Genomic DNA, 12,881 nt, shown 5'->3' on the forward strand with positions numbered 1-12,881 from the left:
GGCTGTACCATGGAATGGAAACGCGTAGCCGGGTGAACCCACGGCCACGCGTCTATTGGCGAAGCCGCTCGATAGCCTGGGCGAGGGCGACATAGAGCTTGCCCATGTCCGACGAGAGCACGGCAACCCCGAGCGCATTGCCGTCCCGTGCCGACAGGATGATCCGCAGCAGGGATTCGAAATCATGAATGTACCGGTTCACATGCTCCTGGAACTCGGCGTCATTGTCATAATGCAAGGCGATCTCGCGCGATTCCCCTGCATCTAGCAGCTTGACGGCGCGGCGGGTGAAGACGCCGCGATCTCCCTTTAGATAAGAAGCCCAGGCGGAATCCGTCACGTCGTTCGACAGGATCTTGGCGACATCGATCGAGGTGCTGTTGAGCGATTCTATGAGCAGGGCAGAGCGGCGGGCGAAATGATCCCGGTCGCGGTCTTCGGCGGCTCGTTCTGCTTCCTCGATCCGCGATTGAACGCTGGCGCTCGTGTCGGCAATCGTCAGTAGCTGTCGGGTAAGGCGATCGGACGCTTGATGCGCCGCCCGAACGGCTTCCTCCGCGACTTGAGCGAGCTTTTCGATCTGCGCTGTGACCTTGTCATTGACGGCCTGCTGCAAGGCGACTTCGCTTGCTTCGGCGAGCGACTGCGCCGCATCTGGAATTGCGCGGCCCAATGCCTGGCGCGCGCGTTCGGCGGCCTGATCAGCCGTGTCCTTGACGCGCAGCAAGGCGGTTACCAGCAACGGGCCAGCACCCTCGGTGATCCGCGTTGCATCTTCATGGGCATGGTCGAGTGCCGTCCGCAGCTTTTCAACCAGCTCGCGATTGGCCTCGACGCCGCTTTGCGTGCTTTCCAGCCATTCGGTGAGCCGACGGCCTTGGCCGCGCAGCAGCTCTTCGGCTTCCTGCGTGCGGCCGACCAGTGCTTCGGAAATCGCCTCCAGGCGCTCCATTTCGGGGGCCGCGCTGTCGAGCAGCTCGCGGCTGGTGGATATGCGGGCATCGAAACGCTGAAGCGCGGCCGGGAAGGTTTCGTCCAGTTCGCGCACGCTTGAATCGAGCGCCACAAGCAGGGTTTCGGCGCAGCTGATGAGCTTTTCTGCCGTGACCCCGCCGGCTGCGAGCGCATCATCGATACGCTGTGTCTCGACCGTAAGGCGCGAAAGTGCGTCGGTGAGGCGGTCATTGCGCGACAGGGCGCTTTCTTCCAGCGCGGCGAAGCGCGACTGCGCGTTGTCGATGGCATCGCCAAGCGTCGTGTGCAGCCCAGCCACCAGTGTGCGCTGTCCCTCGACCAGATCATTGATCTGATGCAGGCGGCTTTCCACTTCCGTCATATGGTCGGAAATGGCGGAGACGGTCTCATCGGCGATGCTGGCGATATTGCCGCGAGAGCGGGCGACCAATGCGTCAAGCGCCTCAGCCTGCCGGGCGAGACCTTCCTCAGTGATCGTCACGCCTTCGTGGGCGCGAGCGAAGGCAGCTTCTGCGCGTGCGCGAAGCTGAAGCTCGATCTCTTCGGCGTCGCGAGACAGAGCGGCAAGGGCATTCTGGCTGGTCGCGGCGATTCCTGCTTGCGCGGTCTCGACAAGGGCGCGGAGTGACTCCGCCTGCGCGGTGAGATCGCGATCGGCCGCCGACATGCTTTGTTGTGCGTGATCAACGGCATTTTCCAAGCGCTGCCGCACATCGCCTTCAACCCGGTCGAGATTTTGCGTCAGCAATTCGATCGTGGCTTCGGCACTGTTGGTGATGCCTGCGCGCGCTCTTTCCAGAAGGCTGGCAAGGGTGCTTGCTTGGCGATCGATCTCGGCGGCGCCCTCCTGCATCGTCAGGCGGGCACTCTGCGCCGTGGCGTCTATCCGCCCGGCAGCGATGTCCGCCATTCCGTTCACTTCTTCCGTCGCGGAGCGCGTGGCTTCCTGCAGCTGGGTGAGCTGGCTCGACAGGCTCTTCGTGGCGGTGAGGGTGCGCGCCCGCGCATCGTCGGACAGTTCGCCCAAAGCATGGAGCCGGGCTTCCAGAGTGTCGATACGCTCGGCCAAGGCATGGCCATTGTCGATGATCTGGGCGGCCATGCGGGTGGCGCGCTCTTCCAATTCCGGCATGGCTGCTATCAACGCGTCCATGCGGCCGACCAAGGCAGTGCCTGCACGCTCGGCTGCTTCGGCCTTTTCCGTCGTGCTGTGCGCGCGGCTGGCGATCAGCTCGGCCGATGCTTCCATATTGCTGCTCGCCGCTGCGCCGTAGCTATCGAGCAATTCCGCCTGATCCTGCATCGCATCGCGGGCGGTAGCGAGTTGGCGGTTGATGCGGTTCAGCCGGGCTTCGAGCTGCTCTGCCTCCGTATGCAGCACGCGCGCGGCGTCCAGATAGCGGCGCGATTCGGCCCTGCTGGTGCGAGCGAGCAACAGATAGCAGACCCCGAGGCCCACCACCGGCAGGAGCATGGTCGTGACAAGGCCGGGCCAGGCAGCAGGTCCCGCCTGCCATTGATGCGTGGATATGGTGGCCCAACCGGCAAAGCCCAGCCACAGCAGCGCGGCCAGCCCGAAGATAGCCTGCGTTCGTCGATCAAAGGGATCGCGCCGCTCCACGGCTTCGTCATCGGTGTCTGCGTCCTCGACGACCTGCTCCAACAGCAGTGCTTCGTCCTTTTGCGACTCGCCAGTAGTCGCAATGCTCTTGTCTCGCCAGAATTCGACGATGGTGCTGCCCCCGTTCATGACCCCATCCTATCATCTTTTCAGCGCAACAAAATGCCCTGTTACCAAAACTTAACGCAAGCCCGATAGCGTTCGGCCCATGTCCTATGATCCTGGCGCCCTGAATGCTGCTCTTGCTGCCGCTGTCGGCGAAGATTTCGCGCTGATCGCGGATCTGCGTGTGGCCTTCATGGAGAGTGCCGAAAGGCAGCTGGACCTTTTGCGTAACGCGCAGAATGATGCTGGCTGGGAAGTCGCATCATGGCGGCTGAAGGGTTTGGCGGCGAGTTTTGGCCTCACCCATCTGATGGCGCTGGCTGATGAGGCGGCGGATTGTACGCCTGGAGATCCGCGCATTTTGCGTCAATTGCGGATGGCGATAGACCGGCTTCAGCAGAGCTGAACCGCAGCAAGCTTGCGTGATGGCAACAGCCTTGCGAAAAGGCGGGATCACACAAGAACGGGTCAGTTCCATCTCAGCATGACTTTTGCCGCCATTCTCAGCGCCAGCCGGGCGTCCAGCGATTCTTCGGGCGCACTTCGCGCCAGCCTGCACTTTGCGGGTCAGACGCTGGTGGAATATCAGGCGCGGCAGGCCGCTCGGGCGGGGGCAGACCGGATAATGATCCTGGTGAGCGTCATTACGCCTGCCCTGTCGCAGGCCGTCGATCGGTTGAGCGCCGATGGCATCGCTGTCGCCTTGATCCGCGATATGGTCTCCATGGTGCGGGACGCGCCGCGCGACGCCGATGTCCTCCTTGTCGCTGACGGCGTCGTCATCGCGCAGGGGCATTTCGATGCGATCGCCGAGCGGGATGGCAATGCCCTTCTGGTCACCGACGACAGCCGCGCCAGCGCTCCGTTCGAGCGGATCGACGCGGGGCAGCGCTGGGCGGGCCTTGCACGGATAAGTCCTGACCTGCTTTTCGGCACGCTCGACATGATCGGCGATTGGGACCTGTCGCTGACGCTCGTGCGTGCGGCGGTGCAGAATGACGCACGGCGGATCACGGTGCCGCAGGATGATCTGTTGACCGGCCGTGTCGCGCTGGTCGATGGGCAGGCACAGGCGGACCTTGTCGCCCAGGCGGTGATGTCCGCCGGATCCTTGGCGAAGAGGGTGCGCGGCCTGGCTGAACATTATCTCCTGTGCCCCGCTGCCCGGTTGTTCAGCCCGGCTTTAATGCGCACGCAGGTTCCCGCGACGCAGGTGCGCGTTGCCGCCATGGCGCTGGGGGCTATCGCCCTGGTGCCGATCGAATTGCTCTGGCCCGCGACAGGGTTTCTGTTGTTGCTTGTGGCACTGGCGCTCGCCGAAATCGCGGATCGGCTGGACGAGCTCGCTCTTCGCGCTCCCCCGGCCGGGTGGGTGGCCTTTGTCGTTCCTTTCTTCGCCGTGGGAGGAATATCGCTGGCCGGTGGCAGTGTGTTGGCGACGTGCCTCGCGCTGCTGCTAGCAATCATCCAGTTGGCCGATCGCTGGCAACGGACTGGAGGCGCCAGGGCGTGGATGATCTTCACGCCTGCAAGCGCGGTTGTTCTGTTGTTGCTGACGACGCTGCTAGGGGCGACGATGATGGGTTATGAAGTCGCCATGCTGGCCGCGATCGCTTCCGCAGGCGCGATCATCTTACGCAAAGCGACCTGAATTTATTTCGGCGATAGGGTTTAGTGCATTTTAAGGACGTGCAGCTATGTTGCCCGTCATGAGCGCCTTTTCGTTCCTTACCGGACCGACTGCGGCGGACAGTTGGCCTGCGGCTCCCGTCCTGGCCGGCATGTCCGCCGTTCCTGTAGGTCATGCCATTGATCTCGCCTTTTTCTTTCCCAATGAGGGACGGGAGCGGCATGACGCACTGATGGCGGAGACGCGCCGCCATCTGGGTGGCTGTGTCGCTGGCATCGAGCATTCGCTGCGATTCGCGCTGGAACGGCCCGACCTGACGAGCATCCTGGCGCAACATCCTGAACCTGTCTGTTGGCCCACCATCTGCGCCCAACCGACGTTGCTGGGACCGGCATTACTGTCCCATATGCAGATGCGCGCTGGCGTGACGCTCCTGCTAAGGCAATTTGGCCAGCCGGACGACCGGCTGGACGAAACAGAGGCGGAAATCCTCTTCCCGGCTGATGATCCTGCGGTGACCGAATCGTTGGTTGCGCTTGCCATGGCGGAAGGGCGCTGGCTGGCGCTGGGCGGAGAGGATGACGCGATGCAGCCGGACCTTCCGGCCGAACATTATGCGGAGCTCATGTGGACAGCGGCTGCCTGCCTGATGGCAGTCGTTCAGCGCGCCTCGCTTGTTGACGCCGGAGAGATATTGCCTGCTTTTGAAAAGGCGGGTTGGTCGCTGCTGGCCGAACATGACGAAACGCGCGGGCCGATTGCTGCGGCGGACAGGCTGGTGCGGCGCCTGGGATCCCGAGCCGACATGCCCGAGTTGCTGGGAGCAGCCCTTAGCCAGAGGCGCTTCCTGCTGTTCGCGTCCCTTGCAGCCCGACGGCTCCGCATGGATGGCGCGCATGTGGCGGACATATTGGTGATGGGCCCTATCAGTGAACTGGCGGCGCTCTGCCGGTCGCTCGGCGGTTCGGATGCGGACTACCGGCATTTGTTGCTGGCGCTGCGTCCCGTACGACCTTCACTGACAGACGCTGCCATCATCGTCGAGGCAGAACGGTATCAGTCGTTGACAGAGGGGCAGGCGGACGCTTTGGTAAATGCCTTGCGCGCGCCTCGTTCGCTCCGCGCGAAAATCGATCATTTGCGGCGGATCACCACCTGATGAACATGCCGGCGCATCCTGCCATCATCCGCGCTACCGTGGCGGCGAACGGATTGCTGCTGAGCGCTGATGCGCCGTTGCTGGCTTTGCAGCGGGAGGCGGGGTCGGATGTCGGGGCGGTCCTTGCCATTCCTCAACTCGCGGCGCTCGCGCGGCTGGCGTCGCGGCTCTCGATCGCCGTGTCCCGTACTGTCACTGCCGCCACCGAGCGGGGTGACGTGGACATGTGGGTGCGCGCCAAGCCGGAAGCTGACGGAGTGCAGCTTTCCGTCATTGAGTGGAACGAGCGGGCCGCGGCAGCTGCGCCCACGGACATGATACGCCGGGAAGCAGATATTGCGGCGGTCTCGGAGGGGTGGACCTGGCAAGTTGATACGCAGTTGCGGTTTCAGATGGTGCTGGAGGGCGCTGGGCCGGAAAGCGCTCTGCCACAGACACCGCCTTTGCCCGGCAGCCGTCTGACCAGCTATTTTGAATTGCGCCCTGACGAGGAAGGCGACCTTGCCATTTTGCGCGGCTTTGCGCAGCGGCGAGCCTTTCGCGACCAGATCGCCACCTTGATCGCAGAGCCCGAGCAATGTTTCCGCCTGTCCGGTTTTCCGATGTTCGATCTGGCGGGGCAGCTGCTGGGTTATCGGGGCAAGGCCTTTCCCTTGGATCGGGCCATCCTTGCGCCGCATGTGCCGCCTGCACCGGCCGTCGTCATATATCCGGCGGAATTCGGACGTCGCCTTGACAGGTCCTTGCGCCAACCGCTGGGCCGGATCATCGCCAATGCGGATTCCATCAACGCCCAGTTCGACGGTCCCTTGCGGCCGGATTATGCGGGTTACGCGTCCGATATCGCAGCGGCCGGGCGCCATCTGATGGCTTTGATCGACGACTTGGCTGACTTGCAGGCGATCGACAGGCTGGATTTTACCGTTGCTACCGAGGATGTGGACCTTGCCGACATCGGGCGGCGGGCGGCGGGCCTGTTTCTCGTCAAGGCTATGAGCCGCAAGATCCGGATCATCTCGCCAGAGCCCGATCAGAAAGCCATCGCGACAGGCGAGTTCCGGCGGGCTTTACAGATCCTCATGAACCTCGTCGGCAATGCGGTGCGCTATGGGCCAGAAGATAGTGAAGTCAGGATCGAGACCGGCGTCGATGAAGGGCGGGCCTGGATTGCCGTGATGGACCAGGGCGCCGGTGTTCCCGAGGATATGCGGGAGCGGATTTTCCATAAGTTCGAGCGGCTTGGCCGCAGCGATCCTGGCGGTAGTGGCCTTGGCCTCTATATTTCGCGGCGGCTGGCGCTTGCCATGGGCGGGGATATTCACATCGGTGATGCCCCTGATGGAGGGGCGCGCTTCATGCTGACCCTGCCGGCCAGCGAATAAGCCGCAAACAAAAACGGCGCCCTGTTGGGCGCCGTTTCCATTTTCACCAAAGCTGCGATGATCAGCGCTGGCTGACCGGCACATAGTCGCGCTGTGCGGGGCCCGTGTACAGCTGGCGCGGGCGGCCGATCTTCTGCGCGGGGTCGGAGATCATTTCGTTCCACTGCGCCACCCAGCCAACTGTGCGGGCGAGGGCGAAAAGAACCGTGAACATCTCGGTCGGGAAGCCGATCGCGGACAGGATCACGCCCGAATAGAAGTCCACATTGGGATAGAGCTTCTTTTCGATGAAATAGGGATCATTGAGCGCGATCTGCTCCAGTTCCTTGGCGACGTCGAACACCGGATCGTTGACGCCAAGCTTTTCCAGAACATCCTTCGCCGTCTTCTGCATGACGGTCGCGCGCGGATCGTAATTCTTGTACACGCGATGGCCAAAGCCCATCAGACGGAACGGGTCATCCTTGTTCTTCGCGCGAGCGATATATTCGGGGATGCGGTCGACGGTGCCGATCTCACGCAACATGTTGAGCGCGGCTTCGTTCGCGCCGCCATGGGCAGGACCCCAGAGGCAAGCGATGCCGGCCGCGATGCATGCGAAGGGATTGGCACCGGACGAACCAGCGAGGCGAACCGTCGAGGTCGACGCGTTCTGCTCATGGTCGGCATGAAGGATGAAGATCTTGTCCATCGCATCGACGATGACCGGATCGGGCTCATATTCCTCGGCCGGGACCGAGAAGGTCATGCGCAGGAAATTGGCGGTGTAGCTGAGGTCGTTGCGCGGATAGACGAAGGGCTGACCCACCGAATATTTATAGGCCATCGCTGCGATCGTCGGCATCTTCGCGATCAGGCGGTGGCTCGCGATCTTGCGCTGCTCCGGATCGTTGATGTCCGTCGAATCATGATAGAAAGCGGAGAGGGCGCCAACGACGCCGCACATGATCGCCATCGGGTGCGCGTCGCGGCGGAAACCGCGATAGAAGGTGGTCAGCTGTTCGTGCACCATGGTGTGGCGGGTGATGGTGCGGGTGAAGTCTTCCAGATCCTTCTTCGAAGGCAGCTCGCCGTTCAGCAGCAGATAGCTGACTTCCATGAAGCTCGACTGTTCAGCAAGCTGATCGATCGGGTATCCGCGATGCAACAGAATGCCAGCGTCGCCATCGATATAGGTCAGGCCCGAATCGCAGCTGGCCGTGGACGTGAAGCCCGGATCATAGGTGAACATGCCGGTATTGGCGTAGAGCTTGCGAACGTCGATGACCTTCGGGCCGACAGAGCCGCTCAGGATGCCATATTCCTTGGCATCACCGCCGACCGTCAAAGTGGCATTATTGTCCGACATCTCGTTCTCCTTAATTGCCAACAGCCGGCGATGCCTGCCTGGCATCCGCGAGCCGCTCCAAGCTCCCGTCTTTTCCAAGAAGGAAAAGAACATCAAATATCCCCGGCGAAACCGTGCGACCGGTCAGCGCCGCGCGTAGCGGCTGGGCCACTTTGCCCAACCCCAATCCGGCTTCCTCTGCCACGCGGCGGATCGCTTCCTCGATCGCTTCGATCGTCCAGGACTGGACGGAATCAAGAGCGTCGGCTGTCTTCCCAAGCAGCTCGCGCGCCGAGTCGTCTAGCAGAGCCATTGCCTTGTCGTCAAAATCCAGAGGACGGCTCTTGAACAGAAACTCGGCACCCTCGGCGATTTCGTTCAGGGTCTTGGCGCGGGGCTTGAGCGAAGGCATGGCTTGCGCAAGCAGCGTCTGGGCTTCTGCCCCCAGCGTTGTGCCGAGACGGTGTGCGACGCGAGGCAAGACCAGTTCCGCGAGGCGCTGATCGTCCGCCTCGCGCAGGTAGAATGCGTTGAGATTTTCCAGCTTCTTGATGTCGAAACGGGAAGGAGACCGGCCTACGCCGTCAATGTCGAACAACTCGATCGCGCGTTCCCGCGAGATGGTTTCTTCGTCGCCATAGCCCCAGCCCAGACGCAGGAGATAGTTGAGCACCGCCTCAGGCAGCATCCCCATCTCATCGCGATAGGCGTCGACACCAAGAGCGCCGTGCCGCTTTGAAAGCTTCGCGCCGTCCGAGCCGTGGATGAGGGGGATATGAGCGTAAACAGGCTCTTTCCAACCCATCGCCTTGATGATTCCAAGTTGGCGGAAGGCGTTGTTCAGATGGTCGTCACCGCGGATCACGTGCGTGACGCCCATGTCGTTATCATCGACGACCACCGCGAGCATGTATGTGGGCGTGCCGTCCGAACGGAGCAGGATCATGTCATCCAACTCCGCATTCTGTACCACCACGCGACCCTGCACGGCATCGTCGATAACCGTCTCGCCCTCACGCGGCGCTTTCAAACGGATGACGAAGGGCGCGTCTGCCGGAGCTTCGGAAGAATCCCGATCGCGCCAGCGGCCGTCATAGCGCATCGGTTGCTTCGCGGCGCGCTGCTGCTCGCGCAGTTCCGCCAACTCTTCCGGAGTCGCATAGCAACGATAGGCGTACCCGGCGGCCAGCAATTGGTTGGCGACCTCCGCATGACGTTGCGAACGTTCGAACTGGAAAACAGCGGGCTCGTCGCCGGAGAGGCCAAGCCATTCCAGGCCGTCGAAAATCGCGGCGACCGCTTCTTCGGTGGAGCGGGCGCGATCCGTATCTTCAATGCGCAACAGGAACTTGCCGCCATGATGCCGGGCGAATAACCAGTTGAACAACGCTGTACGCGCGCCGCCGATATGCAGAAATCCCGTGGGCGATGGCGCGAAACGGGTTACCACCTGCTTGTTCAAACCCGTTGCACTCACCGCTTTATTCCTCGACATCCGCCTTGCTCAATCATGAACGCGACGCCCCCTAGCATGGCTTTTGAGCCACGACAAACGTCCGTTGCCCGGATTATGACAGGCGGCGGACATCGATTTTTCATGGCTGTCGAAGGCTGGCTGGAGTCGGAGCGCGAACAGCTTCCGCTATGGATACCGGTCGGCTTGGGACTAGGCATCGGCGCTTGGTTCTCTCTCCCTAATCCATTGGAATGGTTGGGCTTCTGCTGCTGCGCACTAGCTATCGCCTGTGGCGGGATGATGCTGCCGGCGGGCGGTCGCTTGCGCCAATCGATGATATTGGGGGGCTTGCTCGCCGCCTTTGGCTGTGTGCTGATTTGGTGCAAAGCTGTGGCTATCGGATCAGCGCCATTGCCCCGCGCGATCTTTATGGAGGTGACCGGGGAAGTCAGGACGGTTGATGCCGTTCCTGCCGAGCAGATGAGTCGTGTGAAGATAAGACCGATCGGCACGGCTGGACTGCCCCCGCTGATCCGGGTGAACATGGCCGCGGCGGATGTGCCTGACGGGCTTGGCAGAGGTGCCATCATCCGATTCCGCACCCGGTTGATGCCTCCTGCCGAAGCAAGTCTACCAGGCGCATATGATTTTTCGCGCCGCGCCTATTTTCAGGGGATTGGAGCTACGGGAAGAGCGTTGAGGCCCATAACGGTGCTGCGTCCATCTACCGATGGCCCGCCTCTGCGCAACCGCCTGTTCGCGCACATATTGGAGAAGGCCGACGGCGACGGGACCGGCATCGCCGCAGCGCTGGCTACGGGCGACCAGGGCGCAATCAGCGAGGCGGACGCTGAAGCGATGCGGCGCAGCGGCCTTGCCCATCTACTTTCCATCAGTGGCTTGCACGTCACCGCCCTGATCGGTGCGGTCATTTTCCTGCTGATGCGTATCATGGCGCTTAGCCCGCGTGCAGCATTGAACTGGCCGTTGATGCTGGTCGCGGCGGCGGGCGGGGCGTTGGCGGGGATTGGATATACCCTGCTCACCGGGGCCGAGGTTCCGACGGTTCGGTCCTGTGTTGCCGCGCTGCTCGTGCTCGGCGGGCTTGCGCTTGGCCGCGAAGCAATCACGCTGCGATTGATAGCTGCCGGTGCGTTGGTCGTTCTGCTGCTGTGGCCAGAAGCTTTGGTAGGCCCCAGCTTTCAGATGAGCTTCGGAGCGGTGATCGCGCTCGTGGCCTTGAGTGAGCATCCTCGCTTCCGCGCCTTTGCGGCGGCCCGGGAGGAGACAGGGTTTCGGCGATTGATGCGGCACCTGGTCATACTCCTTCTTTCCGGTTTCGCGGTGGAACTGGTTCTCGCACCGATCGCGCTGGCGCATTTTCACAAGGCGGGGATGCTGGGCGCTTTCGCCAATCTCATCGCTATTCCCCTGACCACCTTTGTCGTGATGCCGCTTGAAGCGATCGCCTTGCTGCTGGACGTCGCGGGTCTGGGCGCTCCGGCCTGGTGGCTAACCGGCCGAGCGCTCGAGCTGCTGTTGATGATCGCACATGGGGTGGCGGCAAGTCCGTGGGCGGTCGTTACCGCGCCGGTCGTTCCCAACTTTGTTTTTGGGATGATGGTGCTGGGCGGACTTTGGTGCCTGCTCTGGCGGAGTGCCTGGCGCTGGTGTGGTTTAGTGCCCGTTGCGGCGGGCGTCGCTGTCATTGTGCTGAGTTCTCCTCCGGACATTCTGGTCACGGCCGATGGACGGCATGTAGCGGTGCGGGAGCAGGATGGCAGCATGGCGATCCTGCGTGAGCGGGCAGGCGATTATGTCCGGGACATGATCGCCGAAAGCGCAGGCTATGAGGGGACTTTGAGCCCGATCGCGGCACTGCCCGAAGCGCGCTGTTCGATTGACCTCTGCATGGTCGCCGTCAGGGGAGGAGGGCGCCTATGGCAGTTGCTGGTAACGAGGACAGGCGTCGTCGTTCCTAGGGAAAGCCTGCAACGGGACTGTGCGCGCGCGGACATAGTTATTGCGGATCGCCGCCTGCCGGCCTGGTGCCGTCCGCGCTGGCTGAAAGCGGACCGGCGGATGTTGGCGCGCACGGGAGGGCTGGCAATCGATCTTGATGGAGGGACGGTTCGGACCGCCAAGAAGGCGGGTGACGCACATCCGTGGGTTGTGCAGCCATCCTACTTACCGTCCCGCCATAAGTCCTATCAATTATATCGCCGCAGCAATCCCGCGAGCTTGCCCTGAATGCGCACCTGCTTCGGATCGTAGATCTGCGCCTCATAGGCGCTGTTCGCCGGGTCAAGCCTGACCTTAGGTCCTTGCCGATGGAAATATTTGAGCGTCGCTTCGCTTTCCTCGATCAAGGCAACGACGATCTGGCCTTCGCGAGCCACTTCGGTCCGCTGGATCAGCGCGAAATCGCCATCGAGAATGCCTGCGTCGACCATAGAGTCACCGGAGACCTCCAGAGCATAATGGTCCCCAGCACCCAGCAGTGCCGCTGGAACGGACAGCATATTCTGTCCTTCCATGGCTTCGATCGGAACACCCGCCGCGATCCTGCCGTGCAGCGGAATTTCGATCACGTCATTTGCGGCGATCGGAGGCTTTGCAGCCAGTTGAGGCTTGGGCGGGGAGACGGCCTTGGGCGCGCGGTTCATCGCTTCGGGCAGCTTCAGCACTTCGAGTGCGCGTGCGCGATTTGGCAGGCGGCGGATGAATCCGCGCTCTTCCAGCGCATTGATCAACCGGTGTATCCCGGATTTTGATCGCAGGTCCAAAGCTTCTTTCATCTCCTCAAAAGAAGGCGAGACACCGCCTTCCTCGAGCCGATTTTGAATGAAGCTCAGCAATTCCTGTTGCTTAGGCGTCAGCATGCCCGCTTGTCCTCCATGGAACGGATGGAGAACGCATAGGAAACGGAAGGGGGCGAGTCAAGCGGCTTGCGCCAAGCGTAACGAAAGGAACGGACCTGCGTCACAGCCGTTCAATAGCCGCCTTCCTAAAGAGGGTGAATAGGAGAGAATGATGGCGAACCAGAACAACCAGGACAGCAATCAGCGCCGCCAGCAGGGTGGCGACCGTTCCAGTCAGGGCGGCCGTCAGCAGCAGCAGGAAAACCGTCAGGGTCAGATGGGCGAAAGCCACAAGGACAAAGGCGGACAAGGCAAGCAGCAGCGCTGATCGACCTATTGGTTGAAGCATGGGAAGGGGTCGCGTC

The 12,881-nt window shown here is 62.2% G+C and carries 10 protein-coding genes; 6 read left to right on the top strand and 4 right to left on the bottom strand.

Translation table 11 applies throughout. The features are described from left to right. Window positions 1–52 precede the first annotated feature (52 nt). A complete protein-coding gene (locus tag MU848_RS05785) occupies window positions 53–2,725 on the bottom strand; it encodes a hypothetical protein (protein WP_247230790.1) in 2,673 nt (890 codons plus the stop codon). Window positions 2,726–2,804: 79 nt separating this feature from the next. Between MU848_RS05785 and MU848_RS05790 the strand changes: the two genes are divergently transcribed. The 4 genes from MU848_RS05790 (at window position 2,805) to MU848_RS05805 (ending at window position 6,872) form a co-directional block, all read left to right on the top strand. Beyond that, window positions 2,805–3,107, top strand: a complete 303-nt coding sequence (locus MU848_RS05790) for an Hpt domain-containing protein (RefSeq protein ID WP_097091974.1) — start codon at window positions 2,805–2,807, stop codon at window positions 3,105–3,107. A 78-nt stretch (window positions 3,108–3,185) separates the two neighbouring features. After that, on the top strand, window positions 3,186–4,352 hold the full coding sequence (locus tag MU848_RS05795; RefSeq protein ID WP_247230792.1) for a hypothetical protein: 1,167 nt from the start codon (window positions 3,186–3,188) through the stop codon (window positions 4,350–4,352). A gap of 58 nt (window positions 4,353–4,410) precedes the next feature. Beyond that, on the top strand, window positions 4,411–5,490 hold the full coding sequence (locus MU848_RS05800) for a DUF2336 domain-containing protein (RefSeq protein WP_247230794.1): 1,080 nt from the start codon (window positions 4,411–4,413) through the stop codon (window positions 5,488–5,490). After that, window positions 5,490–6,872 (top strand): sensor histidine kinase, encoded by a 1,383-nt coding sequence (locus MU848_RS05805; protein ID WP_247230796.1) that lies wholly within the window; start codon window positions 5,490–5,492, stop codon window positions 6,870–6,872. Before MU848_RS05800 ends, MU848_RS05805 begins: the two co-directional genes overlap by 1 nt. Before the next feature lie 61 nt (window positions 6,873–6,933). On the opposite strand, the gene MU848_RS05810 is transcribed toward MU848_RS05805, so the two are convergent. Both MU848_RS05810 and gltX read right to left on the bottom strand, forming a co-directional pair. Next, window positions 6,934–8,220, bottom strand: coding sequence for a citrate synthase (locus tag MU848_RS05810; protein ID WP_097092843.1), 1,287 nt, complete (start codon window positions 8,218–8,220; stop codon window positions 6,934–6,936). Window positions 8,221–8,230: 10 nt separating this feature from the next. Further along, entirely contained in the window at window positions 8,231–9,694 is a 1,464-nt protein-coding gene (gene gltX / locus MU848_RS05815) for a glutamate--tRNA ligase (RefSeq protein WP_247230797.1), read from the bottom strand. Between the two features lie 75 nt (window positions 9,695–9,769). Between gltX and MU848_RS05820 the strand changes: the two genes are divergently transcribed. Continuing rightward, complete coding sequence (locus MU848_RS05820; RefSeq protein WP_247230799.1) at window positions 9,770–11,905, top strand: ComEC/Rec2 family competence protein; 2,136 nt, start codon at window positions 9,770–9,772, stop codon at window positions 11,903–11,905. Here MU848_RS05820 and lexA read toward each other — a convergent pair. Beyond that, complete coding sequence (gene lexA, locus MU848_RS05825; protein WP_097091969.1) at window positions 11,866–12,537, bottom strand: transcriptional repressor LexA; 672 nt, start codon at window positions 12,535–12,537, stop codon at window positions 11,866–11,868. The two genes, MU848_RS05820 and lexA, sit on opposite strands and share 40 nt — an antisense overlap. Window positions 12,538–12,688: 151 nt before the next feature. Here lexA and MU848_RS05830 point away from each other — a divergent pair, with 151 nt between their 5' ends. Beyond that, complete coding sequence (locus MU848_RS05830; protein WP_176502205.1) at window positions 12,689–12,844, top strand: hypothetical protein; 156 nt, start codon at window positions 12,689–12,691, stop codon at window positions 12,842–12,844. Window positions 12,845–12,881: the final 37 nt, after the last annotated feature.

It is taken from the genome of Sphingobium agri (genome assembly GCF_023051225.1).
Taxonomy (GTDB): Bacteria; Pseudomonadota; Alphaproteobacteria; order Sphingomonadales; family Sphingomonadaceae; genus Sphingobium; species Sphingobium agri.

Coding starts and splice junctions, on each gene's coding strand:
- MU848_RS05785 (WP_247230790.1), bottom strand. CDS start 2,725: ATGAACGGGGGCAGCACCATCGTCGAATTCTGGCGAGACAAGAGCATT.
- MU848_RS05790 (WP_097091974.1), top strand. CDS start 2,805: ATGTCCTATGATCCTGGCGCCCTGAATGCTGCTCTTGCTGCCGCTGTC.
- MU848_RS05795 (WP_247230792.1), top strand. CDS start 3,186: ATGACTTTTGCCGCCATTCTCAGCGCCAGCCGGGCGTCCAGCGATTCT.
- MU848_RS05800 (WP_247230794.1), top strand. CDS start 4,411: ATGAGCGCCTTTTCGTTCCTTACCGGACCGACTGCGGCGGACAGTTGG.
- MU848_RS05805 (WP_247230796.1), top strand. CDS start 5,490: ATGAACATGCCGGCGCATCCTGCCATCATCCGCGCTACCGTGGCGGCG.
- MU848_RS05810 (WP_097092843.1), bottom strand. CDS start 8,220: ATGTCGGACAATAATGCCACTTTGACGGTCGGCGGTGATGCCAAGGAA.
- gltX (WP_247230797.1), bottom strand. CDS start 9,694: ATGTCGAGGAATAAAGCGGTGAGTGCAACGGGTTTGAACAAGCAGGTG.
- MU848_RS05820 (WP_247230799.1), top strand. CDS start 9,770: ATGACAGGCGGCGGACATCGATTTTTCATGGCTGTCGAAGGCTGGCTG.
- lexA (WP_097091969.1), bottom strand. CDS start 12,537: ATGCTGACGCCTAAGCAACAGGAATTGCTGAGCTTCATTCAAAATCGG.
- MU848_RS05830 (WP_176502205.1), top strand. CDS start 12,689: ATGGCGAACCAGAACAACCAGGACAGCAATCAGCGCCGCCAGCAGGGT.